The 25643-nt window shown below is 58.1% G+C and carries 17 protein-coding genes and 2 pseudogenes; 6 read left to right on the top strand and 13 right to left on the bottom strand.

The features are described 5' to 3' along the window. Window positions 1-10: 10 nt before the first annotated feature. The 7 genes from PQQ86_RS25820 to PQQ86_RS25790 all read right to left on the bottom strand — a co-directional run bounded on the left by PQQ86_RS25820 (window position 11) and on the right by PQQ86_RS25790 (window position 11568). A complete protein-coding gene (locus PQQ86_RS25820) occupies window positions 11-1711 on the bottom strand; it encodes a site-specific integrase (protein WP_408273322.1) in 1701 nt (566 codons plus the stop codon). A gap of 426 nt (window positions 1712-2137) precedes the next feature. Then, window positions 2138-2767, bottom strand: coding sequence for a glutathione S-transferase N-terminal domain-containing protein (locus PQQ86_RS25815; RefSeq protein WP_408273319.1), 630 nt, complete (start codon window positions 2765-2767; stop codon window positions 2138-2140). 54 nt (window positions 2768-2821) lie between these two features. Then, window positions 2822-4099 (bottom strand): NAD(P)H-dependent flavin oxidoreductase, encoded by a 1278-nt coding sequence (locus tag PQQ86_RS25810; RefSeq protein WP_408273316.1) that lies wholly within the window; start codon window positions 4097-4099, stop codon window positions 2822-2824. Window positions 4100-4182: 83 nt separating this feature from the next. Further along, complete coding sequence (locus PQQ86_RS25805; protein WP_408273314.1) at window positions 4183-8514, bottom strand: non-ribosomal peptide synthetase; 4332 nt, start codon at window positions 8512-8514, stop codon at window positions 4183-4185. Window positions 8515-8670: 156 nt separating this feature from the next. Next, window positions 8671-9639 carry a diiron oxygenase gene (locus PQQ86_RS25800; RefSeq protein WP_408273311.1) on the bottom strand — a complete coding sequence of 323 codons (969 nt, stop codon included), beginning with the start codon at window positions 9637-9639 and terminating at the stop codon, window positions 8671-8673. A gap of 42 nt (window positions 9640-9681) precedes the next feature. Continuing rightward, a complete protein-coding gene (locus PQQ86_RS25795; RefSeq protein WP_408273308.1) occupies window positions 9682-11001 on the bottom strand; it encodes an aspartate aminotransferase family protein in 1320 nt (439 codons plus the stop codon). Window positions 11002-11232: 231 nt separating this feature from the next. After that, entirely contained in the window at window positions 11233-11568 is a 336-nt protein-coding gene (locus PQQ86_RS25790; RefSeq protein WP_408279460.1) for a hypothetical protein, read from the bottom strand. Between PQQ86_RS25790 and PQQ86_RS25785 the strand changes: the two genes are divergently transcribed. Then, window positions 11527-13392, top strand: a complete 1866-nt coding sequence (locus tag PQQ86_RS25785; protein WP_408279360.1) for an FAD/NAD(P)-binding protein — start codon at window positions 11527-11529, stop codon at window positions 13390-13392. The genes PQQ86_RS25790 and PQQ86_RS25785 overlap by 42 nt on opposite strands. Before the next feature lie 46 nt (window positions 13393-13438). Beyond that, window positions 13439-14083 carry a maleylacetoacetate isomerase gene (maiA, locus tag PQQ86_RS25780; protein ID WP_408273306.1) on the top strand — a complete coding sequence of 215 codons (645 nt, stop codon included), beginning with the start codon at window positions 13439-13441 and terminating at the stop codon, window positions 14081-14083. Window positions 14084-14147: 64 nt separating this feature from the next. Here maiA and PQQ86_RS25775 read toward each other — a convergent pair whose 3' ends face one another. From PQQ86_RS25775 to PQQ86_RS25765, 3 genes are all read right to left on the bottom strand, one after another. Then, window positions 14148-14759 (bottom strand): TetR/AcrR family transcriptional regulator, encoded by a 612-nt coding sequence (locus PQQ86_RS25775; RefSeq protein WP_408273304.1) that lies wholly within the window; start codon window positions 14757-14759, stop codon window positions 14148-14150. Between the two features lie 172 nt (window positions 14760-14931). Then, entirely contained in the window at window positions 14932-15885 is a 954-nt protein-coding gene (locus PQQ86_RS25770) for a DMT family transporter (RefSeq protein ID WP_408279359.1), read from the bottom strand. Window positions 15886-15994: 109 nt separating this feature from the next. Then, window positions 15995-17182, bottom strand: a complete 1188-nt coding sequence (locus PQQ86_RS25765) for a CaiB/BaiF CoA transferase family protein (RefSeq protein ID WP_408273302.1) — start codon at window positions 17180-17182, stop codon at window positions 15995-15997. A 208-nt stretch (window positions 17183-17390) separates the two neighbouring features. Between PQQ86_RS25765 and PQQ86_RS25760 the strand changes: the two genes are divergently transcribed. Beyond that, on the top strand, window positions 17391-17960 hold the full coding sequence (locus PQQ86_RS25760; protein WP_408273300.1) for an RBBP9/YdeN family alpha/beta hydrolase: 570 nt from the start codon (window positions 17391-17393) through the stop codon (window positions 17958-17960). A 204-nt stretch (window positions 17961-18164) separates the two neighbouring features. Here the strand turns inward: PQQ86_RS25760 and PQQ86_RS39755 are convergent. Together PQQ86_RS39755 and PQQ86_RS25755 are read right to left on the bottom strand one after the other, a co-directional pair. After that, window positions 18165-18380 (bottom strand): annotated as a pseudogene (locus tag PQQ86_RS39755) (IS6 family transposase); the annotation flags it as partial. 973 nt (window positions 18381-19353) lie between these two features. After that, a pseudogene (locus tag PQQ86_RS25755) lies at window positions 19354-19808 on the bottom strand (transposase); the annotation flags it as partial. A 272-nt stretch (window positions 19809-20080) separates the two neighbouring features. Between PQQ86_RS25755 and PQQ86_RS25750 the strand changes: the two are divergent. After that, window positions 20081-21526, top strand: a complete 1446-nt coding sequence (locus tag PQQ86_RS25750; RefSeq protein WP_408273298.1) for a DUF6602 domain-containing protein — start codon at window positions 20081-20083, stop codon at window positions 21524-21526. A gap of 255 nt (window positions 21527-21781) precedes the next feature. On the opposite strand, the gene PQQ86_RS25745 is transcribed toward PQQ86_RS25750, so the two are convergent. Next, window positions 21782-22933 (bottom strand): NADH:flavin oxidoreductase/NADH oxidase, encoded by a 1152-nt coding sequence (locus PQQ86_RS25745; protein WP_408273295.1) that lies wholly within the window; start codon window positions 22931-22933, stop codon window positions 21782-21784. A gap of 637 nt (window positions 22934-23570) precedes the next feature. On the opposite strand from PQQ86_RS25745, the gene PQQ86_RS25740 reads away from it, so the two are divergent. Together PQQ86_RS25740 and PQQ86_RS25735 are read left to right on the top strand one after the other, a co-directional pair. Next, window positions 23571-24842 (top strand): MFS transporter, encoded by a 1272-nt coding sequence (locus PQQ86_RS25740; protein WP_408273292.1) that lies wholly within the window; start codon window positions 23571-23573, stop codon window positions 24840-24842. Window positions 24843-24871: 29 nt separating this feature from the next. Next, window positions 24872-25579, top strand: a complete 708-nt coding sequence (locus PQQ86_RS25735) for a VOC family protein (RefSeq protein WP_408233407.1) — start codon at window positions 24872-24874, stop codon at window positions 25577-25579. Window positions 25580-25643: the final 64 nt, after the last annotated feature.

Below are 25643 nucleotides of genomic sequence, written 5' to 3'. Positions count from 1 at the left end.
CCTTTCCTATTCATCTGTTCCCAAACGCCCCCGCAATCTGCTGCGCCCGCTTGACGTCATCGCTATGCAGGTAGATCGAGGTCGTCGAGATCGAGGCGTGGCGCAGGTTGTCGCGCACGACAGTCAGTTCGGCACCGCTTGCGAGTGCATGGGTGGCGTGCGTGTGGCGCATCCAGTGCGGACTTGCCTGCCGCAGTTTTTGTGAAACCGCCGGGCTGTCGCCCTCGACGAGGTCAGCGGTCCTGGCAAAGAACCGCCGCAGCACGGTCCAGAGCCGCACACTCGTGATGCGCGCCGCACCGTCCTCGGCGAGACTCGCGATCAACGGCGTATCCGGGCGCCAGCGGCGGGGCGTCACGGGTAGCCGGCGCTCGACCAGGTGACGATCGAGCGCCGTGCGGGCGAGCGGCGGCAAGGCAACCCTGGCCACCTTGCGTCCTTTCCCGACGACCCTGATCCAATGGTCGCCGCGCGCGTCGGTCTCGATATCGCCGAGCGTCGCGCCAACCAGTTCGCTCGCGCGCAGGCCCGTCGCATACCCGAAGTCGAGGACGAAGCGCAGTCGCTGTGCCGCCTCCGGCGCCCAGCCGTATGGCCACTCGAGACCGTCGGCGATGGCCCGGACCAGGAGCCATTCCCCTTCAGTAAAGACATGCGACGTGTCGAGCACGCCCGTGCGGGCGCTGCCCCGTACCTTCACCCCGGCAAACGGATTCGCGAGCAGGTACCGCTGCTCGATGAGCCACCGGAACAGCGCGCCCAGCACGGACAGGGCATACGCGGCCGAGCGGGCGGACAGGCCGCCCGAGAACGGGCGCCAGTCGGGTGCACTGCGCGGCCGGACCAGTCCCACCCACCGTTCCCGCGGGATCGGTCGGCGCAGGAAGGCGCGATAGGCGACGGCGTCCTCGGTCGTGAGCGACGACAGCGGCCGCCCCCGCTCGACGATCGCCCACAGGATCAGCCGCTCGGCCTCCTTGCGGTACGCGCGCTGCGTCGCAGCAGAGTCGTGCAGCGACAGCCACGCCTGAACGGCCTGGTAATCGTTGTCTGCATCAAGTGTGCAGGTGGCGCGCGGCACGCGATAGGCGCCGGCCGAACCGTCGACCTCGTGCGGTAGCCGCAGTTGCTCCCACGGCACGATGCCGCTGGCTGGCGAGACGACGATGAGCGCCCTCGCCCGCTCCGTCAGTGCCGGATGCGCGGCGAAGAACGCCTCGATACGCCGCGCACTGGCAACGCCGAGCCCGGGAATAAATCTCCACCACTGGCGCCGGCGCGGAATCCGTACCGTCAGGTCTGCCAGCGTCGAGATAGCGTGTGCGCGCAGGGCGGCGACCGCTCGAGCCGGCAGCCAGATGCCGATGTCGTCACTGATCTGCGGAACCGGCATGCGCGCGTGCCGCAGGACCTCGATTGCGTCTGTGACCCCCCTCGCTTCCCGTAAACGCTCACCGTCAGCGTGCTCAAGAACCGTGGCGAGGTCCGACCGGCCGACATGGTGCGCGACCCTCACCAGCCGCCGGCGAATGCCGCCCAGGATGCCACGCGCCGACTGTCCTGCCTCGATGCGGTTCGGCAGGTAGCGTTCCACAGCTTTGCGGACCGGCATGCCGGCGTACCAGGCGCGCAGCATGGCCAGCTCGTCGGCATCGGGAAAACCCACGGGACGAGATTCGGGCGAAGGTGTCGGCGTCAGGCGCGTTTTCATAGGCGCCAGTTTGACATACGAACAGTGCTATTGTGATAAGAATACTTATCTTAATAGAACTGTTGAAATGTGCGTTTGTAGCGGAGATCTCGACGCTGACAAACTCATCGCTCGGTTCGTGAAAGATCTAGTTTCGACAGGCAATCTTCGGCGAACAAGGCCATTAATAAGGTGACAAACAATACGGTCTGCATGCAGGTCGTCTACGATTTGTGCATGGACCTCACCTCCCCTTGCATCGACACCTACTTTGGTCGGTATAGCCCAAACAGAAAAGCGTCCTCTAACGTCCTGGATCCGGGTTACGCTTCTGGACGCCCATCCCGCCGGATCGTGCGTGACCATCTGCCGAAGCGGTCCCAAAGCAAGCCGCGTCAACGCCCCGCGCAGCATGTAACATGCAATGCAGTAAACTGCATCGTCACACTAGCTAGTCCAAGGCTCGCTAGAGATAAACGATGTCCGCGAGGCGAGTTCCGACGAGACGTGTCGGAGGTTTGGAAAACGCGTCGACCATTCAACTTCCGGAAATCTGAAATCCAGCCACGCCAAAGTAACGCAAGTGGAAATGTCGGCGATCGTTGGCGCGCTGCCACAATAGTAGCGATTGCGACCGAGCGCTTGCGATAGCGCCTCGACGCCCGAGTGGATCTTCTTCATCTGCCGCCCGATCCAGACAGGATCTCGCAGCTCATCAGCGCGTTCAACGAGTTCGGAGCGGGCAAGAATGCCTGCATCCAGTACTCCATCGGCCAACGCCTCGATGCGCCGCGCCCTCACTCGCTCTAGCGATCCGGATGGGTACATGCAGGGAGCCGGAGAAAGGAGATCCAGATACTCAACGATTACGCTTGAATCGTAAAACGATTCGCCGCTATCGATATCTCCCGCGATAAGGCATGGAATTTTGCCGAGCGGGTTATATGCGAAGACCGGCGAATCGGAGTTTGAGATCTCCAGCTCCAACAATTCGTATTCCAGATTCTTCTCGGCCAGAACAACGCGAATTTTCCTCACAAACGGACTACGGTGGGAACCCAATAAGACTACACGCATATCGATTTCAGTCTCCTCTATGACCGAACAAAATCACGCACCGTTCACACGCGATCAGTGCGGGCACAGTGTAGGCGCAGCCCTCCGCAATTCCTCTGCGAGCACGTTGACCATTTGCGCAGCCGGCATGTCGCGCGACAGCGCCAATCCCTGCCCCGCCCAATGCACCGAAAATTGCGAGTTGCCGATCGCGGCGGCCGCCGCATGCAATGCTCTGCCCGCGTCATATGCAACCGGATAGTCGGGAATCGCCACTCCGCCGAGCTGCCGTCCGGCCTCCGTAAAACGGTTGGCGATGCACCGCGCGGGACGCCCCGAGATGGCGGCTGTTAGCTCGGTGCGAGCTGATGGGTCGATCAGCGCAGCGCGATACGTAGAATCAGCGGCTGATTCTGGAGTACGAAGGAACGCTGTGCCGAGCTGTGCGGCTTGCGCGCCGGCCGCCAGCGTCGCAGCGATACTGGCGCCATCCATGATGCCACCAGCAGCGACGACTGGCAGCGACGTCCGCCGCACGAGCCGTGATACGAGCGCGAGCGTACTCAATGCTTCGTCTGAATGGGCCGTCGGGTCGAATACGCCGCGATGACCGCCGGCTTCGATACCCTGAGCTACAATCACATCGACGCCCGCGCCTTCGATTGCCTGTGCCTCTTCAACAGACGTGGCGGTGGCAAACAGAATAATGCCAGCCTCCCGTAGTACGGTAATGCGCTCCCTCGAAGGCAGGCCCAAATGGAAGCTGACGACTCGGGGGCGTTCTTCCAGAAGAACTTCCAGCATCGCGTCGTCTGCAACGAAGCTCCTGTAAATTTCCGTCAAGCGGGCGGGCGGTGTGCTGCCTAGTTCCTCGAAAAACGACGCCAGAAACTTGATCCAGCGGGTCTCCCGATCCAGATCGGGCATGGGCGATACGTGAGCGAACACGTTCACGTTGAACGGTTTGCTAGTCAATTCTCGCAACTCACGGATTGCCCGGCGCGCGGCCTCGGGATCCATCGCACCGACCGCGAGCGAACCCAATCCGCCGGCGTTGGACACTGCTGCGGCTAGAGCCGTCGTCCCGGTTCCTGCCATCGGCGCCAGAATGATTGGGATTGCAATTCCCAACCGATGCAACAGACGTTCGGTTCCAGCAAAGGTTGTCACTCTGTTTTCTCCGTACGGCTCTGATTCGAAAATCGTCTCCCGAAAGACGACTTTGTTCGTAGACTTGTGTTCAAGTGCTGATCCGCACATTTCTAGATCCGCCCGTGCTGCAGATTGGACGAAGCTCCCATTGTCCAATGGGTCGGGTGAGATATTGGCGTAGGCTTGCGCTTTCTCAAACATCACAGAACGCCCACGCTTTCCTCACCCGAATGCCTTTTTGACCGTGAATTGCGCCAACTTGTTCAGGCACCTTGCTCCTGCCTTTACACCGACAAGATCTCGCCCTCCTTGAACTCCGTCGGGACACAAAGCGTTCCGTCGCTCACCAAGCCGGCGAAGAACAACGTTAGCCATTCACGACTCAATGGATCGAACCTGTGGTTAAGTCGCTCGAGTTGCGACAGCGTTCGGTCGTGCTTCAGCGTAATCGCACGTTTCTCCCGATTGGCCCAGAAATAGCCAAGGGATATATCCCGGTCGCGTGTCTGGCTGTGTGGCCGGAAGACGTCGGCGAACGTTTCGAACTGGGTCGGCGTGAACCTGGCACCGATTGCTTCGAGCGCGGCCAGAATGTCGACGATTGGGATTTGCCACGGACTGTCAACATGAAACGTGTGTCCCGTCAGCGAAGCATCGACAGACAACCTGACAATGCCTCCGACCACCGTATCGACCGGACTCAGTGCGATGTTCTCGCCTAGATTGAGTGGCCGTTCACCGATTTTCAGAGCCGCGCGCAGAAATTGAACAAAGCGGTTGTCGCCGCCGTTGCGTTGAAAGCGTCCGCTCTGCGAGTGTCCGGATACATTGCCGGTGCGGTAGATGTAACCGTTTCCGCCGTGTGCGATGAACGCGTTGACCAGCTGTTCCGCTTTGAATTTTGAGCGCTCGTAGTCGTTGAGGAAGTCCTGACCTACATCGAGCGATTCTTCATCGAATGTAACCGGATCGTCGCCCGGATTGAATCCGCACACGGCAAGGGTCGACATGTAGTGCAAGTCCTTTTGTCGGCCATTGCGCGCGAGCTCGATCATCCGGCGCGTGCCGTCCACGTTCTGCCGTTTCAAGGTCGATTCGTCGGCGAACAGACGGGTGTCGGCGGCGAAGTGGTAGATCGCTTCGATCTCGCGTTCGAGCTTCGCATAGTCCGATTCCGCGAGTCCCAGATTGTCGCTTTCAAGGTCGCCGGACAGCACCGTATAGCGAGTCGAGAACGCGTTTAGTTCGGCTTGCGGGAAATACCATTTGAACGTTTCCTGCAAGCGCTGCAACGCGCCGACTCCGGCCGTTTCGCGGACCAGGCAGAACACGTGTGCTTGCGTCGTGGTCAGCAGTTCGTGTAACGCGTAGATGCCGAGGTAGCCGGTTGCGCCGGTCAGTAACACACTCGCATAGTCGCGAGTCGTCTTCGGCGCAGACGCAATCCAGCCGAGTGAGGCCGGTGCATAGGCGAGCAGGCCTGAACTGCTGCCTCGTTCGACGACGACCTTTGCTTCGCTACCGGAAAGCCCCGCCGCCTTCAGCAATGCGTCGTGGAGTCGAGCAAGGATATTCTCGATCACATCGCGGCGGCGGGTCGCGCTGTTGAACGACAGATCGACGAGCAACTGGCCGTCCAGAATTCGCGCAGTGAGTTTCAGGTCGTGCGTACGTTCGTTTTCCGGTCCGCGCGCGATGCCGGTCGAGTAGCGCGACGGTTTGAGCGGCAATCCCGGATCGCGCGCGAAATTGAATTCCCCTAGGTAGTTGTAGCAGACCGCCGGCACCGGTTCGCCGCCCCATTCGCCGACCAGTTCGTCACGCAACAAGCCATAAGCAACGCCGAGATTGGGTACAGCCGACAATGCATCGTGGACCTGCACAACGCTTCGCCTGAAATCGGCGTGGGCGCTGTCGAGCACCAGCGGATAGCTGGACGTGAACCAACCGGCCGTGCGTGATACGTCGATGTCGTCGTCGAAGCTGATGCGTCCGTGGCTTTCCACTTCGACAAGCGTTTTACGCGGCAAGCCGTCTTGTGCATCATGCAAAACGTGCAGAAACGCGGCGATCAGCACGTGATGCAATGGCGCGCTGAAAATCGCCGGCAGTTCGAGCGACAACGCTTGCGTCTCTTCACCAGAAAACCGCAGCCAACCGGTTTCAGCTAACTCTTCCGTACCGAGCGCCGACGTCTCCGACACCTGCACGTCGGCCAGTTTGTCGGGCAAACCGCGCCAGAAGCCCGCATCGGCTTCCCACGTCGCGCGGTGCTGCGACAGATGATCGACCCACGCGGGGAACGGCGTATTCGCAGGCTTTGCCGGTATGGCTTGAGCCATCTCGATGACGCGATACAGGCGCGTGAGATCGGCGACGATCACGCGCCACGAAATCACGTCGATAGACAGATGGTGTGCGACCAGCAATAGCTGATGCGAACCGTTGACGCGCGTGAACAGATGCACCGCGAACACGCGTCCGCCATCGAGACTCAGCGTGCTTTGATATACCTGCGCTGCGGTGCGGATCAGCGTGTCAATCGCTTCGTCTTCGTCCAGCGCGTCCACCGACGACGTACCAACTACTGGACGCGTATCCGATGCCTGCATCGCCCATTTGCCGTCGGCCTGCCAGTAACGCGCGCGCAACAACGGATGCCACTCGCGCAACACGCCTACTGCTTTTCGCAAGATATCGATTGAAAGCGGACGACTCGACTCGAGCAGAATCGACTGGTTGTAGTGATCCGGTTGCGCGAAACGCTTCGAGAAAAATGCTTGTTGTGCGGTGGAGAACTGCTCTGCCACGGCGCCGGAAGTCCATACGTGTTTCGCGGCCGCCGGTTTCTTTTCTTCGGCGCCGACCAGCGCGACCAGCGCGTCGACTGTCGGTTTTCGCAGGAATGCATTGGCCGACACGCGATAGCCTTTGCCCTGCAATTCGGCAATCACCTGAATCGCATCCAGCGAATCGCCGCCCAATTCGAAGAAATCGTCCTGGTCGCTGAAATCGCCGTGCCCTAACGTTCCCTGCCAGACCGCACGAATCATGTCGGTGACGGAATCGGATTGCGCGGGCGGCGATTGCGGCATGGATTTCACGGTTGAACCCATCAGACGCTGTTCGATGGTTTTTTTCAATTCGGCGAGATTTGTCTTGCCGTTTGCGTTGCGCGGAAACACGTCGAATGCTTCCAGCCACTTCGGAACCATGTAATGCGGCACGATCTCGCGCAAACGGTCCTTCAGCGTCGGTGTCAGCGCGTCATACGGCGCAATCGCCGCGGCGATACCTGTCTTCCCATAGATGTCGACGAGGAATGCCGATGCGCCTTCGACGCCCGACAGCGAGCGCAGTGCGCTCTCCACGTGCTCCAGTTCCACGCGATAACCATTTACCTTGACCTGCCGGTCGATCCGGCCGAGAAACTCGACTACTCCGTTCTCGTCGATATTGACCAGGTCTCCGGTTTTGTAGAAGCGGTGCGGTCCGTCCACATTCGTGACGAAGCTGTCTTTCGTCGCCGTCGGATTGCGGAGATATCCCGGCGATACCGAAGGTCCACCTACATAGAGCTCACCCGTTGCGCCGGTTTGGTGGAATGCGCCGTCTTCGGAGCGAACCAGCACGCGTGTCTGTCCCAACGGCAGTCCGACAGGAACCGTCTTCGAGGTCAACGCCTGCACGGCGTCGGCATCGCGCATACGGTTCGCCATAACGCCGACCGTAGTTTCGGTCGGCCCGTAATGATTTACCAGATTCTTTACCACGCCGGACCTGAGCGTATCGGCGGCAAGTCCCGGATTGAGTGCCTCGCCTCCCAACACGAGATGTTCGAGCTTCCACGCGCCGCGTGCGCGAGTCGAGAATGCGTTGAAAACTGCACGCCAGTGAGACGGCGTGATCTTCAGAAATCGGATGTCGTGATGCGCGAGATAATCGGCCAATTCGCCCGGATCCTTGCGCATATGATTGCCGATCAGATGCAGCGTGCCGCCCGTATATAACGACAACATTAATGACGTATTGCCTAGATCGGCCGCGAGTGTGCTCACGTGTGCGTATGATAGCGGCGTGTCGATCGTCAAACGCTCGCGAATCGCGGTGACATAATGCTCGACGTTCCGATGAGTAATCATCACGCCTTTCGGTACACCGGTCGATCCGGACGTGAATAGTACGTAAGCGAGGTCGTCGAGTTTGACTTCGGGCAATGGCGACTTTGCATCGACAGCCGACTGCGACGAGGGCAGCCCGGCAATGTTGAAGCCGTGTCCGGCCAGTAGCTGCTCCCCAGCGTCGTCAGTCAGCACGAGTGCCGGAGCAATGGCTTTCAACCGATGAGCGTGTTCTTCGGCGTTGCCTTCGTTTTCGACGACCGTGTATGCCATCCCCGCGTACATTGCGCCGAGTATCGACGCAAGCGCGTCGACGGTTCGCCCCAGAAAAACTGCAACCAGTTGCCCTTGCTCCAATCCGGCATCGATAACCACGGACGCAATCCCGGCACTACGCTCCTTCAGTTCCGAATAACTCAACACTTCAGCGCCTGCTACGACGGCCGCACGATCAGGACTGACGGCAGCATGCAGCAGAATTTGATTGAGTAGCATGTCTCACCTCGGTGAAATCTGGATGGCCCGTTGCGGCCGGCAGCAAGTGCCTCGCTTGATTCGCTTCGAGCGTACGAGCGCGTCCTACGCCTGGCGGAGCACCGCCAGGCAAGGCGCGTCTTTTGAAATGCGTGAACGGGTGATGCAGACTGGCTGTTATGCGGCGAGCAGCCCTTCCTGAACAAAGGCGGCACGGGTCTCGGGATGGGCCAGAATGCCGTTGCGATCGAGCAACTTCACCAGATTGGCGATCGTCACGTCGATATAGCTTTTCGCGCCGGCCGAATAGCGCTCATCCGTGTCCTGCAATACAGTGTCGATCTCGTCGACAGTGAGATCCAGTTGCGACAGCACGTCGCGATCGAATTCGCGTTCGAAATCGGCGGCGAGATAGTCGCGGAGGTAGTTCGGCAGGAAACGGCCGATGAGTTTCTGGTCGTCCGTGCCGACGGTTTTCCAGTAATCCTTCAGCACCCTCGCGAAGTAATTCGCGTGCCGGCCTTCGTCCGAAACGTGATCCGTCATCACTTTCGTGAACGTGATCGTCGCTTCCTTTTCCTTGCCGATACTGAGCAGGTCTTTCGTCAGCGTATGCTCAGCCAGGCACGTCGCCAGCAACTGGAAAGTGCCGTGCAACGACCTCGGCAATGTTTCGTAACCGCGATGGACAGCGTCGAGATTGCCGTTCGTCTGCGGAACGGAAAGCGGTTCGATACCAGTATTCGCCTTCAGCTGGATGATGAAATCGAGCGCGACGTATGCGTGATATCCCTCGTCGATCACGATGGTGATCGCTTCACGCTTATCCTCTTCGGGAATGTCGGTGCCGATTTCGCCGTTGATGATCTTCAGCGAGCAATCGATGACGAAGCGCGTTTCCAGCAGACCGATCTCATACATGTACTTGTACGTGGATTGCGCAAGCACATAAGAGATCGCTTCTTGCCCCAGTTTTTTGACCAGCGGATGAGTCGCGAGCAATTGTCGCGACGGCGGAAAGATATTCTCTTCCGCGATATTTTGCGGAACGTAGATTCGCGGTGCGTTGCGCACGGTGGCGCCGGCATACCAGCGCGAGACGGGATCAACGACGGACCTATCGGTTACCTCGGCGACTGCATTCATGTTTTATCTCGAGCTATGGGTTAGCGATACGGGTTGTTGGTTTCAGGCGGGTACGGACTCGCAGCGCAGCGCATGCAAGGTCTGAACCGCTTCGCGAGCGAACCGCTCAAGATCCTCGTGCGTGTGCGCCGCTGACAAAAAGATCGGCTCTTCGAGCGAAGGCGGCAGAAGGAAGCCCTTCTCGCGCATCTGGATGTGGAACCGCTCGAACAACTTGTAGTCCTGCGTCTTGACGTCCCGATAGCTGAGCAGCGGCTCGGCACTGCCGCGGAACGCGAGGCCCAGCAACGCGCCGTGCCGGCTGACCACAAACGGAATGCCGTGCTCGGCGAAGCCCGCTCGCAGCAGACCCTCGACGAAAGCGCCCTTCTCTTCAAGCGTTTCGTAGAAGCCAGGCTTGCCCAGCAGATCCAGCGCCGCGTTACCGGCTGCGACGGTCAACGGATTCGCGGCAAAGGTGCCGGACTGGAACACGTTCCTACCCAACGCGACGTGATCGAGAAACTCGGCTTTGCCAGCGAACGCGCCAACCGGCGTGCCGCCGCCGATGATCTTGCCGAACGTTACGAGATCCGGCTTCACGCCGAATGCCGTACAGACAGCACCGAACCGGAAGCGGAATCCCGTCACCACTTCGTCGAAAATCAGCAGCGCGCCGTGCCGGTCGCACAGTTCGCGCAGAAGCCGGTGGAATTGCGGTTTCGATTTGACGAAGCCCATATTCGTTGCGTGCGGCTCGACCAGCACGGCGGCAATCGACGCGCCATGCATTTCGAACGCCGCAGCGACTTCCTGCTCGTCGTTGTATTCGACGATCAAAACGTCGCGATTCAGGTGATCGCTGATGCCCTTCGACACCCCTTTGGCATTGCCGGACCCGCTCACCAGGTTGGCCGGATTCGCCAGCAATGCATCCGAATGGCCGTGATACGATCCGCGAAACTTCAGAAGCAGATTGCGGCCCGTATGGCTGCGGGCAATTCGCGCCGCGGTCATGACGGCTTCCGTGCCGCTGCACACGAAACGGATTCGCTCGATCTCAGGCGTGCTCGCGACAATCCGCTCGGCTAGGCGGTATTCGCCCTCGGTGGACAGGCCGTAGACGGGACCGCGTGCAGCCTGTTCCGAGATTGCGCTGACGATCTCGTCGGGCGCGTGTCCGAGCAGCAGCGCACCGAACGCGTTGAGAAAATCAACGTACGAGCGCCCGTCCGCATCGACGATCCGGGATCCTTTGGCCGACACAGCGCAAATCGGATTGCGCCCGACCTGAGCAAATGCTCGCATCGGTGAACTCACGCCATCGGGAATGACCTTGCGTCCACGCTCGAACAGCGCGGCAGAGCGATTCTGACTATCCATTAGACCCTCGGAAAATTTGAGTTGGGATAACGCCCCCACCGTACCTGCCATCAAGAAAACGTCAGTCATATTTGTATTTTCAGGTAGACGGGTCTGTACATAATATTCGTCAATCTTCGGTTGTCAATCCCCCGTGATGGAATTTATTTAGCTGTAAAAAAACTTAGACAGTTTTGTGAAACCTCGTAATTTATGAGTGTTTTCTATTTTTACGAAGTTTATAAGTAGTCACTAAAGAATGTTCCTGTAAGAAAAATAATCTTGCGGACAGGTAGTACGGTCTGTATATTTTGCGACGAAAAGAACGGCCGGTTTGACGATTAAGGATTGCGACGCGGAATGAGACAAACGCACAGCAATAGTGCGGGAGAAGCGTTGATGAAAGTGTTCCACCGCTATGGGAAGTTCAGCATAACGATTCAAATGTGCCGCCCTGAAAGAGCGCGGCGTATTGCGCGGATGCTCGACGCGCCACCATAACCAGGAGTGAAAGCCTTGACGCAGACTGTTCTTACTATTATCGGCATGGGCCCGCGGGGAATCAGCGTACTGGAGCGAATCGCTCATCACGTTCGTTCCGAATCGCTGAATCAGAAGCTCGTTGTGAACCTCGTCGATCCTGGCGAATGCGGACAAGGCACACACTCGGCCCGGCAACCGCATCATCTGCTGACCAATACGCTGGCCAATCAGGTTACGATTTTCCCGCCGGACACCGCGGCCACACACGCCGACGGGCTTTCGTTCGGTGAATGGGCGCGGATGGCCGGCTACCGGAAGTTTGGTAGCGCCTGCTATCCAACCGGCGAAACCGCCGGCGAGGAAATCAGTGACCAGCACTACTTGCCCCGCCATCTCCTTGGGCAATATTTCACATGGGCATTCGACCGGATCGCTGAATCATTGCCCCGCAACGTCGAGCTTGTTCATCTACGTCATCGCGCAGTGGGTATCGAAAGAAGCGCGGACAACCGTCAAGTCGTTCATCTGGACGGTGGCTTAAAGGTGGAATCCGATTTCGTTATTCTGACCACCGGTCACGGAAAACGGAGCAAGGACAAAGACGATCTGCGATTCGAGGATTTTGTCCAGTCTTCGTCATTCAAGAACAGCAATCTTGCGTTTTTCCCACACGCTTACCCAATAGATCAACTGGAACGCGTGTCTCCCGACGCCACCGTTGCAATTCAAGGCTTTGGGTTGACCGCCCACGATGTTTTATCCCATCTGACAACGGGGCGCGGCGGCGCTTTCGTCGAAAATCAGGCGGGACTCGAATACCGCAAGTCAGGCCGCGAACCCAGGATACTGATGTACTCGCGCAAAAGCCTGCCGTTTTCAGGACGCGCGATAAATCAGAAGAGCGTCGACGGTCGATATCAGGCTCGCTTTTTCACGGTGGAGGCGGTTGCAGAACTTCGTAATCGCTCGCTGATGACGCGCGGAACGCCCCAAATAGATTTCGTTGGCGAAATACTGCCGCTCGTCAAGAAGGACATGGCGCGCGCACGCAGAACTGCGTTGGATGGGCAAAGTCCTGGCGACGCCGAATGGAGTCCGGACGCCGCCGACCTCACCGCGATCGACAAGATTCTCGATCCTCTACACGACGCGAGCTTCGACGGCTTCCAGGCGTTCGAGACGTTCTTCCGCGATTTTCTGCTGGACGATCTCGCTGAAATTGACAAGGGCAACGTACACGGCCCGGTGAAGGCCGCGACGGACGTACTTCGCGATCTGCGGGAGACTTTCCGGCTGGCGGCCGAGTACACGGGATTCACCGCCGAATCGCACAAGGTTTTCGCAGGCGAGTTCGTGCAGACATTGAACCGCATCGTGTTCGGTCCTCCGCGGCATCGGAACGCGGAACTCGTCGCGCTGCTGAATGCAGGCGTCGTTGAGCTCGCGGGCGGCCCCTGCGCCACCACCGACGTCGATCCATCCAGCGCGAAGTTCGTGATCGAAACACGCTTTGGCGAAACGATAGAACGCCGGTTAGCCGATGTCCTCGTGCTATCGCGAATTGACGTGTTTAGCCCGCTTACTGACGGATCGGCACTGATGCAAAACCTGCTTCAAAGCGGTTCGATCCGGCCCTACTATAACGGCGAATACCATCCCGGCGGAATCGACATCGACCAGAACAACAACGTACTGGACAGGGGAGGCCACAGCCAGCTGGATTTCTGGGCAATCGGCTATCTTGTCGAGGGGCCGCACTACTACACGCAGGAATTGCCGAGGCCGGGACGCTATTCTCGTCTCACCAAGGACGCCGATGTATGCATCAGCAGGTTGTTCGAATTGCTGTCTTCGCGCGCGGCGTCAAACAACAACGCGTCGACGCAAACGGCCGAAGACGAACAACTCCTTGATGCTGCGTATAAATGAAAGCAGGAAACGTATTTCTGACCTTAGTTCAACGGAGAAGAAAACCGTGAAACTGTATTCGTTTCATCGCTCCACAGCATCTTTCCGGGTGCGCATCGCGTTGCACTTCAAGGGCATTCCATTCGATACGAATGCCGTCCACCTGCTTCGTGGCGACGGGGAACAACACGCGGAGGCGTACCGGCGTCTGAATCCGCAACGGCTGCTTCCGACCCTGGTGGACGGAAAAAACGTGCTAACGCAGTCGCTTGCGATCTGTGAGTACTTGGAGGAGACGCATCCGTCGCCGGCGCTGCTGCCGGCAGGCGCTGCGCCGAGGGCGCGAGTTCGCGGGTTAGCGACCGCGTTAGCGGCAGATATTCATCCTCTGCACACTATTCGCGTGACGCGTCATCTGGCGAACGCGTTCGATATCGGCGAAAACGAAAGACTCGCGTGGACCCGGCACTGGATCCACGACGGATTAAGCGCGATCGAAGAGCAGTTGTCGAGTTCGCCGGCCACCGGTATTTATTCGCACGGCGACTCGATTACACTCGCGGACGTCTTTCTGGTGCCACAAGTCCTGTCGGCCAAAGCCTATGGCGTCGATATCGAGCAGCTCGCCCATATCACGCGAATCACCACGCGTTGCCTCCGACATCCCGCATTCGACGCAGCGCTACCGGTGAATCAACCAGACGCGGCCTAACTCCGGGCACCACAATTTCGCCCAGAGTGGGACGACAGGCTAGTAGGAGCCGAATGCTTCGCCGCTATGCGCGAGCCGCAGCCGGTTTCGGCACCCGGCGTGGGGCGGTTTTCCCGGTGGCTTCGTCGCCCTTCGGCAGCAGCTTGGAGAAAATCTCCCATGCGGTCATTGCACTGTCCGAGCGGCCAGAAACCTGCGTCGCCACCGTTGCGCCGTCGATCAGCATCATCAATTGGCGAGACAGCGGTTCAGCCTCCGTGCTGACGGACTCGCTCAGTATCGCGGTGAAATAGGCTTGCATGCTCGACTTATGCTCGGACGCGGCGCGAAGTATCTCGCCACTGTCCTGACCATACTCGGACACCGCATTAACAAACATACAGCCGTTGAATTCCGCGCATTTTAGTCGGCGGTCAAGCCATTGAAAGATCGCCTGCACGCGATTTCGGGCGCCCTTGCTGCGCGTCACAAACGCTGCGAGAGACTCCCTCGTCCGGCGATCGCGCTCTCTCAGCACTTCAACAACCAGATCGTCTTTAGAGCGGAAATGCTTGTACATTGTCATTTTCGCGACGCCCGACTCAGCAATGATCCGGTCGATGCCGACAGCGCGATATCCATGAAGCTCAAATAGACGCAATGCCGTCTCTATGATGTCCTGCCTTTTCTGTAGCATAAAGCAACCTCCGGCGATGCTGCTCAGTACGTCGAAACCGCGTGCGTACGTGACCGCGACAACAGATGTATCCTATTTCGCATAATATATACGGACCTGTACGTATAAGCAATTCAAAAAAATACCATGCAGGTGCCCGTAGCACCCACAGTGTTCCCGTGAATCGCGACATTCAATTCTTGACTGCCTGTTTGCGCGCACGCGCTCGCAGGTACGCGTTGTTGAAAATCAGCGCCGCACCCGTCAAGCACGCGCCGACAATCTGCATATTCGTCGGAATGACACCTTCGATTGACGACACGATGAACGTCGTAATCGGCACCACGTCCATGAAGAGCACGCCATTCAACGGCGTGAGAATCTTGTTGCCGAGATTCCAGCACAGGATGCCGCCGAAGCCGGCGATGATGCCCATATAGAGAAGGTGCGGAGCAATGGCGACGAGATCCGCGCTTCGCGGAACCGGAATCGTATGTAGCGCGAACAGGACCAGGTTGACCGCGACAATCGTGGTCAGCCCCAGCCACGTCGTTACAGTGGTGTACTTGAACGCCGACCACTTTGGGAAAAACATTGCGCTGAATGTGTAGATCACCCAGCACAGCGCGCCGAGCACGATGAGTGCATTTGCCGAATAGCTTTGCGGTTCGCTTAACAGGCCGCCGATGTCGCCCTTCGTGACGACTAGCGCGACGCCGCAGAACGACATCAGAATGAAAAGAAACGAGTACAGGGGCGGCAAAATGCGGCGCACGATCGAATTGACAAGCAGGCCGAGCATCGGCTGAGTCGCCATCATGATCGATGCGGTAAGCGCGCCGTCACGTCCGGCGAGCTGCTGCCCCAGAAAGACGAAGAAACCAAAACCGGCGAAGCCGATAGAACCGAGAAACCACGCGAACCATACGCGTTCACCCTTCAGATTTAGCGCCTGACGCCCTTCTCTCACGATTAGCAGCACGAGAAAGGCGGTGCCGGCGACGAGATAGCGCAACGAAGTGAATGTGAAAGGATCGATGCGGGTTAGCGCACTCGTCATGACCGGAAACATGATCCCGAAAGACAGTGTCGCAAGCAGGCAGAAGATAACGCCCCGAGAATATGAGGACCAGGCACTGGATTTCACAACAGCGGCCGAGGCGGCTGTCGCGTGATTCGTAGTTGACACGGCGGTGCTCCCATTCAGTTGTGAGATGTTCCTTTCCGCCGCGGCGTGCAGGAACGGATAATGGCCGCTAGTCGATCAGCAGGCCGGACTGTTGCGGTTGCGTGAGGCCAAACTGCGCGAAGACTTCTTCCGTGTGCTGCCCCAACGTCGGCGGATTACGGACAGGCATGCGCGACGACACATCGCGCCATGGCATGCCCGGCACAGCGACGCGATTGCCGCTGCCCGGCGGATACTCGAGGTCGATTAGCGTCTGCCGCTGCGTTAGGTGCGGATCGGCAAGGATTTCGGGAACGGAATTGACCGGCGCCGCGGGCAAGCCAAGCGCAAGAAAGCGCTCGATCCAGTATTCAGCCGGCTGCAAAACGAGAATCCGTTGAAGATCGTCACCCAACAGGGCGCGGTGTTCGTTACGCGACTCCTGGGTTTGATAACGCGTATCCGTACCAAGCGCCGAGAATTCATCGATCGAACACAACTGGCGCCATCGCTTCTGATTGGCGAGCGACACCACGATATCGCGTGTTTGCGTACGGAACGACGTGTACGGCGACATCAACTCATGCGCATTTCCATGCCGCTTCGGCTCAACACCGGACATCTGATAGGCGACGATCGGTTGCGCAAGCATCGTTATCAATACATCCAGCATGCTGATGTCAAGCATCCGGTCGCATTTGATTCCGCGCGCGCGCCCGAGCAAAGCACCCAGTACGCTGAATGCTGCGGTAAACCCCCCCAGCAGGTCCGCAACCGGAACGGCTGCCTTCACCGGGCGACCGTCGGGATCGCCATTGAGCGACATCAGTCCGCTCATCGCCTGGATGATCAGATCCATCGCACCGTGTTTCGCGAGCGGACCGTGCTGCCCGTAACCAGAGATCGCGCAATAGATCAATTCCGGATTGATAGCCTTCAGCACCGACTCGTCGATACCGAAGCGCTTCATCGTCCCGGGCCGGAAGTTTTCGACGACGACGTCGGCGTGAGCCGCGAGTTCGAGTATCTGTTGACGTCCTTCGTCTGCATGCAGATCGATGGCAACGCTGCGTTTATTCCGGTTGAACCCAACGTATGCGGCACCGCACTCCTCGACGAACGGCGGCCCCCAGCGACGCGTTTCGTCGCCGGTTTCCGGCAGTTCGATTTTGATCACATCCGCGCCGAGGTCGCCAAGCACCATCGTACAAAACGGACCGGCTATCGCACGGGACAAGTCGAGTACAACTACTCCTTTGAGCGGTCCATGTTCCATCGCTTCCTTCCCCTGTAAATGATGCGTCCGTTCGTTCGACCGCGCACATCCAGATCGGCGAAATCGATATGCCAATACGCATGAACCAGCCATTGAACGCATCCTAGAATAGACAAGTCTGTCTGTCTAGTTTAATCTTCGGATTTAACGAAGCACCATGCTTTTACGCTGGATCGACGCATTGGCATCACCCGAAGAAGAGGAATGAATGACGGTATCCGTGTTGACTGTTCCAGGTCTGTACAACTCCGGCCCGGATCATTGGCAGTCCAGATGGGAAGTGGAATTCGAAGGTGTCAGACGTGTAAGCCAGAAAAACTGGCACACCCCTGACGTTGCTGAATGGATCGCCGCATTGGATGCGGAGATCGAGCGCACCGGAGACGACATCGTTCTCGCCGCGCATAGCCTTGCGTGTTGCATGACGGTGAAATGGGCTGCTCAGGCAAATCGCTGCATTCGTGGCGCCTTGCTCGTCGCACCGACCGATACAGAAGGACCGGCATTCCCATCAGGCACGCATGGTTTCACACCGATGCCGACCACAAAGCTCCCATTTCCGTCGATCGTCGTGATGGGTTCGGCCGATCGCTTCATTTCCGTCGAGCGAGGCACATTTCTCGCGAAAATGTGGGGTAGCGAATTTGTCGTTTTGCCCGGTGCCGGACATCTGGGGTCGGACAACGATCTCGGCACATGGCCGTACGGAATACAGCTGCTTTCGAAGCTCACCGGTAGTGGCCGCCTGGTTCGAAAGCCGATGCATTCTCGGGAATGAAAAAGACCATTCCGATGACAGGTTTTGGGAGAACACGTTAAGGAAATATCCATACCATCTGCAGATCGCGGGCCCGCATCGGCTTTGTCAACTTACCGAGAGCGGGCTGCACGAGGCCTGTGTGACGACTGGTCGGAAAATGAACGACGGATTTTGGGTGATGTCAGCGAATTGTCGCCAAGCGACGAAGCGGACAGCGAGCTATTTCCGATAAAGTGAAGCGCTCGGCAGATGCCACTTGGGCGCGGAGTGTTGCCGGATGGCCCGAAGCATGAGAGAAATTTCTGTGGGCGTCTCAGATCGCGAAGGCCGCGTATCCAACGCTCGCGTTCGAATGTAGGTTGCCGGCTGTTTTCGCCGGATATTGGGCTGCGCGGTCGCTTTGACGAACGCGTGTTTCCCGTTCGCAAGCTCCGGAAGCAGGCGGACAAGGTTTTCGTTATCCTGACTGGTTGAACCGGTGTTTGTCGCTGCCGAACTGACGAGCCGCGTGTACGATACAACCGGTTGACCTTGAATTTCAGGAGGCGACATGAACGCGGTGTGCCCACTGCACGGGCCAACGACCGTCATCCGCACGAATGCGTACGGGTTTCCGGTCTATGCGTGCTGCTGCGACGACGTGACCTATGTAACGCCCCCAGATGCGTGTACTAGAGCACCGACGCAACGCGGACGTGACCCGCAGCCCGAACAACCGAAGACGAGGAAAGAAGGACACTAACGAGCGCGATGTCGGTCAGGTTCTTCAGATTGCCGTAGTCGGACGCCGCCTGCGTGAGCTACTTTATCGCGTTGATTCTTTCTGTACCGCACCAATCGGCGGAATGCTCTGGGACGATCTGCCGATCACTGACGCGAAGTGACATACTGTTGCGCGGCCTTATGCGAAGCTTTCCATAAGGCCGACCAGTTGTCCTCTGAAATCCTATTAGCCATGCCTTGCACATTGCAAAGTCGCGCCAACGGGCCTTAGGACGCCCTGCTCAACAGCACCTTGCCGAGCTTTGCAGCGATAACGGGTGTTATCGCCGCTGCGTATAGATCCAGCCCAACCTATTAGCCGCGTCTAAACCCATACTTTTTGGTGCGCACACCTCATGGAAAAACGTGGCTTCCCTCCCACTCACGGTCTTTGCATAAAAGAAATTAGCAACAATTGACATGAGCGATCGTGCTTTTATCCGCAATTGCTGACGATGAATCCCGTTCGTAGTCGCGTGGTAAGGATTCAAGTTGCCTGTGTTTCGAGACTGCGCCTGCCTAGCGCCCGGTGACAAAATCACCGCTGGTGAGTCGCACCGAATGGCCGGGTCAAGCCCGCATTTTTCTTTCTGCGAACGCAATAATGCGTTCGCGACCATCTGCAAACGTGTTTAGCATGCGGACTTCGTCGGCGCCTGACCGCCTTGAACTTGCTACCGTCGATTGCGACCAGTGCATCAGAAAACAGGTCAAGGCGCTGGCAGAGCTTGACGAACTGACGGCAGACGCTGCGAATCGCGTTGCCATTGTCCTTGCGGAAGCGGGCGATGGTCTTGAAATCAGGCGCCGGACGGCCGGTGAGCTACATCAATTTAATGTTTCGCCGCGCTTCACGTTCGAATCGGCGGCTGGATTGAATCCGGTTCAGGTAACCGCAGATATAGATATTGAGCATCACTTCGCGATGGTACGAAGGGCGGCCGGTGAGCGCAGGTTCGACACACGCGAACCTCGCCGTAGATCAAGTTCATCTACAACAACATTGACGACTCGCACGGGATTCATATCCATTACGTAGTCGTCGAGTGCCTCAGGAAGGAGAAAACTTTGCGTACGGCTGTCGCCCTGAACGAACCACTTCATCTCTCGCCTCCGATACCGGATACGGAAATCATAGTGGTTCAAAAAGGAGTTTTGACGCAATCTAGGCCAACTCTGGACGTTGACCCGTCTCTGTCAGATCATCGACAATCCAGACCCTGCATACGCTGGGCCGATGGAAAATTGCGGGTGCCATTCAGTGAAGCCGCGCGATCCGCACCGATGCTGTCGATTTGATCGCCGCGAAGTCAGAAAGTCAGGATTGCCACTTGCCACTACAATTCCTCTTCTGTCCCATCGGCGCACGATACCCAATGAAGATCCCGCTCAAAGATAACGATTTCTGCATCGACCTTCGCGACGATTGGCTTTCAGTCGAGACAAGGATTTACAGAACCCATGGCAACTTGGTTGGCACGTCCCCCATCGAAAAGTACTCCGAACTCGAACCGGTTGACGTGTACAAGGTTGCCGACGTGGACAATCTCGTTCCTAGACCTTACTCCGTCAGTTATCAACGGATCTATCCACGCAATGTGGTTCCTAGCAAGCGTGTTCAGGATCTTGCCAGCAATCTGCTGCGCGCGAGTGGAGAAATCGAGATCGGCGCTCTGCTCGGCAGACTCACGGCTGAGCCGCGGTTCAGTAGGCTGCCCGCCGATTTCATTGAGCTGTGCATAAAGGGCAGCCTTGCCATGGGGGCGTTCATCGCGGAGGAAAAGGGCAAGGGCAAGAAGAAGGTCCTGATTTCGCTGAGCAGCGAGCAAGCCGAGCGAGAGAAGGCGAGGCTGTTTGCGGGCAGCCTCGCTGAAGAGCTTTCGAGTTTGAGCGACCGGATCAGGATGCTCATCGGACACACCTCGACAGTCGGAACCTATCGAGAAAATATCCTTCAGAGCCTGTTGCGAAAACACCTTCCGAAGCGATATCACGTAGCCACAGGCTTCATTTATGGCTGTCCACGGCAAATTGACGTAGTGATCTATGACGGACAGGACTACGCGCCAATCTTCAGGGAGGGCGATCTGGTTGTCGTCCCCGCGGAGTCGGTTCGCGCGGCCATCGAGGTTAAGACAAAGCTAACCCACGCCGAACTTAGAAAAAGCCTCGCCTTGCTCGCCGATGTTAGCCAAATGGATGACAACAAGCCGCCGTTCTTTAAGGGATTATTCGCCTTTGAGTCAGCGATGAGCAGCGAAACGCTGGCAAAGAGAGTCATTGACTTTTACAGGAAAACGCCAGGCGAGGTCGAGGAACTCGAAATCGACGACAAGCCGCTATCCGAAGCAGGTTCGGGTTCGGGACAGACTAACGGCGATGACGAAGAATCGGTGTCGGAGGTTCACAAAGGGCCATATCCCATCGTTTCTGCGTTTGGCCATCTTACAAGCATGTGCATCCTGAAACATTCATACCTTGAAGTCGACTACACCAGGGACGACGCGACATCCCCGTTGAATCCCACACTCTTTTCGTACACAAGCGAAACGGCGCTGAATATCCAGCCGACCCTATTCCTGGATCTCCTTCTTAACTATCTGCGCGTGGACACGCTAAAACCCGCGCGGCTCTACGAAATGACGCATCGGTTAGGCACCGACGTCAAATGTTCGAACGTCGGCGATCTTTCTGACGGAGATTGGGGACCGTATTTCGCACTGGCTGACGGGATAGGTGGCGCAGAGGAGCTCATAAAAGCCACGGAAGCGAAGATCGACAAAGCATGGGAGTGGTTAGCCGGACGACATCGCTTTAACTAATGGCTCGGGGCCGCGCCGTGTGCGACGTCACCGGCGAAGCCTCACCTTCATTGCGGCCTCGTGAAAGATACTAAAACCAGCGATCCGGCGTCGTCGTTGGAGCGGCATGCGAGCCGCTCCTCCGTGCCGGCATGGCGGAACGATCACGACATGGCGCTCCTCGTGGTCCTGTGGCACAAAGATGAGTCGCCCCCGGCTAGAGACCTGGCATGCGGCATTACATGCCGCATGCAGAGAGACTCCGGCCAGCCCGCGTCAACTAGCGACTTGCTCTACGCCGTTTCGCCGCAACGCGGCCCCTGGCCAATGAACTGCGCCACCGCGTTCATACTGTCCCGGATACTTTATCTCTTCAAGATCTCCAAGCGCTTCAAGATCTCCAAGCGCTTCGGCGGCATGCCACGGCCAACGCGGGTCGTCGATGAATGCACGTGCCAAGGCCACAAGGTCTGCCTGACCGCTGGTCAGCACGGACTCGGCTTGGTGCGAGTCTGCGATCATGCCCACAGTTCGCGTCACGATTCCGGTGCGCTCCTTTACTTCGGCAGCCAAGTGCACCTGATAGCCCGCTTGCACCGGGATAGACGCTGGAGCAACGCCGCCCGACGCTACGCACACGTAGTCAACACCAACCGACTTGAGCGCATCTGCGAGCACAACCGCTTCGTCGATCGTGATTCCGTCCGGGCGCCAATCCGTCCCGGTAATCCGAAAACCGAATGCAACGTTCGGCGGAAGCGCCTCTCGAACCGCCCGCGCCACCTCCAACGGAAAGCGAGCACGATTCTCCAGGCTGCCGCCATACTCATCTACGCGGTGATTTGCAAGCGGTGAAAGAAACTGATGCAGGAGGTAACCATGCGCTGCGTGAATCTCCACAACATCGAAGCCGGCCCTGGCCGCCCTCAACGCCGCCTCGACAAACGCGTTACGCACACGATCGATATCCTGCTTCGTCATCTCGCGCGGCGTGTGCCAGCCGTCAGCGAAAGAGATTTCCGACGGTGCCTCTGTCTCCCAAGGAGACTCCCGTGCACCGAGTGCACCCCGACCTTCCCAAGACCGTTGCGCTGAAGCCTTCCTGCCAGCATGACCCAGTTGAATACCCCAACGCGTTCCCGCAGGGGAAACGGCACGAGCCGAAGACATCACGCGAACCAGCGCTGCCTCGTTCACGTCGTTATAAAGACCGAGACAGCCGTGAGTGATTCGCGCGTGCCGCTCAACTGCCGTCGCCTCAAGCACAATCAAACCCGCACCGGAAACGGCCAGTTGCATGAGATGCATCAGGTGCCAGTCGTTTGCGCAACCGTCGTTCGCGCTGTACTGACACATCGGCGCCACCACTATCCGGTTTGGCAACTTGACCTGTCCAACCTGAAACGGCGAGAAAAGAAGACTGTTCATAAATACCCATTAAACGAAGTTGGTACATGCCGGGATCGAAGCCCTCCTTCCCTCTCCTGGAAGGCAGCCAGACACCAGACGGACTGAAACGAGAAGTGCGCATGGTCTGCAAGCACGATTGGCTCCGCCCAGATCAACGCGCGTCCGACATCACCCATTCAGCTCGATCATCCGCCTTCACCTCGGGCGGATGAGTACCCCTGCAAGCACCAGGCCCAAAAAGCTTCAGCAGCATGGAACGCGGGGCGTAGTCCAATGGTTCGGGCGATTGGCGTTCAATGTACGTCAAGGAGAGATGCGCGTTAACCCGTAAAAATGTGATCGCCACGTTGCGCGTGGCGCAACGTCTTTGTGTTGACATCTGCACACAAATTTGACTCGCTCCGCGACACCTGCGAAGCGTGACTAATCGACTGGCTGATCGGATGGAGCAGCCAGCGTTGCAAACAATGCAAAGCTGCGTTCGCATGCGTCGGACTGTGTGAAATTTTTTTTTACCAATATGCTGATTCCACTGCACGATTTCCGGTACGAGGCCGCGTCCCGAGAATCCGTGTAGTAAGCGCCGTCCTGGCGGCGAACAATGACGGCCCAATAGTAATCATATGATAAATAAAGTTTTCAGCACGGGAGTTGTATGCGCAAGCTTGAAGAATTTCGACGAGGCTGGGTGCAGCTGGCGGCATGCACAATTGGCTTGGGGGTAGGCGTAATTGGACTTGGTTCATATAACCTCGGTCTTTTTGCCAAGGACCTGGAACAGTCGTTCGGCATGACCAAGACACAGTACGGCGCCGGATACCTCGCCTTCACATTGGGGTTGGCGCTAGGCCTGCAATTCTGGGGGCGCATGCTGTTGCGGTTCGGCGCCAGCCGGACTGTTGCCGCGAGCGCCGTTGCCCTCGCGTTATGTTTCGGCGCGATGGCGACGTTCGTGAGATCGCCGTCGACCTACATCTGCCTCGTCGGTGCCGTCGGTTTCATCGGCGGCGGTACTAGCGGATTGCCGTACACGCGCGTGGTCAGCAACTGGTTCGATAGCGGGCGCGGCTTCGCTTTAGGACTCACACAGGTCGGACTGGGTCTTTGCGGCGCGACTTTCCCGCTGGTGGTCGCCGCCGTTATCCGTCATCAAGGCTGGCCGCTCGGATATGCGGCGTTGGCGGCGATGGCGCTCATCGGGGTACCCGTTGCTCTTTTCGTGCTTCGCGACGGTGCCGACGGCGCTCGACAGACTCCAGAGAATCTCCCTGCTGGCGAGAAGGACGCTCTTCTGGAGCTTGAGTTCGCGCGGGTGAAGCGTAGCCGCACTTTCTGGCTGATGTTCGTGGCCTTCACGCTATCCACGCTAGTGGTCTCCAGCAATGCGCAGCACATGGCACCGATGCTCATGGAGTTCGGCGCCTCCCCTCGAGGCGCAGCAAAGTACATCAGCCTTGTCGGCATTGGGACGATTTGCGTCCGCCTGATTTGTGGATGGCTCTCCGATCAGGTTCAGGCATCGAGCCTGATGGCCGTTTCTTGCGTTGTCGGCGCCTCCGGTCTGCTCCTGCTCCACGTGGGAGGCTTGAAGTACGCAGCACTCTACGCGTTTTCCGTTGGCTGGACGTTCGGAGGCGAAATCGATCTGGTTTCCTATATGTCTACACGTTACTTCGGACTTCGTATGTTCCCTCGCGTTTACGCGTGGCAGTACGGATCGCTTTGCCTCGTCGCGGGACTGGGCCCCTTCGCCTTCGGATGGCTCGCGGACAGGTTCGGCAGCTACCAGCCGGGCATTCTTTTGAGCACCATTCTGGCGGTCGCTGCTGCAGGCGTCTTCACCATGATGCCCAGGTACGGGCAGTCGAACGACTCTATATCCCGTGACACTGAACAGACCCCGACAGTCATCCGTCACGACGTTTAACTCTGCAACTATCAGGAAAGACAAGGAAGATGATTCATTTCGACCATATTTGCCTCGCTGCTCAAAACGTCTATGAAGCAACATTCAGACTCAGTCGCGAGACGGGGATCGGCAATTACGACGGCGGATTCTTTCCGCTTTACGGGATTGGCCACAAGGTCGTCCCATTAGCCGAGGACATCTATATTGAAGTCGAAAGCATCGTGGATCACACGGTTCTGAAGCGTGGCCAACCCTTGGCTCAGTTCTTCGAACAGCAAACACTCTCTGGCGACTGCTTCATCGGATGGTGCCTGCGCGCCGACACGTTGGACGAGTTGGAGGCGTTCGCGCGTCACCATAAGACCGTTGTTGACCCCAACACAACCGGCAAGGAGGCAGGCCGGCAGATGATGAACGGCAACCGTAGCGCTGCGCTGCAAACCCCGAGCGCACTGACGGCCTGGCCGCAAGGAAAGCCTAACCTCTACTTCAAGATGAGCAACGGACCCCATCCGGCAGCTCTGCCCGTCGTACCAGGCACCGGTGCGAATCGCGGCAACGGCCTCAACTGGATCGAGATCGGCGAGGACGAGAATGCACTCTCCGTGTGGCTCGGCGACGTTGCCCGGCCGAAGGATTTCCCGTTTGAGATTCGATACAACAACATGAGTTCGGGCCTCTACGCGATCGGCGTGGAAACAGACGCGGGCGAGAAGCAGGTTCGCCGCCCTCCGGTTCGAATTCAGTCTCTCTAAATAGCCAACACCCCTGTCGATGATCGACGCCGCCGCGCTTTCAGGCGAGGCGGCACGGGCCGAC

This window comes from Paraburkholderia sediminicola (assembly GCF_046026675.1).
In the GTDB taxonomy this organism is placed as follows: Bacteria; Pseudomonadota; Gammaproteobacteria; order Burkholderiales; family Burkholderiaceae; genus Paraburkholderia; species Paraburkholderia sediminicola_F.
This window is presented reverse-complemented; position numbering and strand designations above follow the sequence as displayed.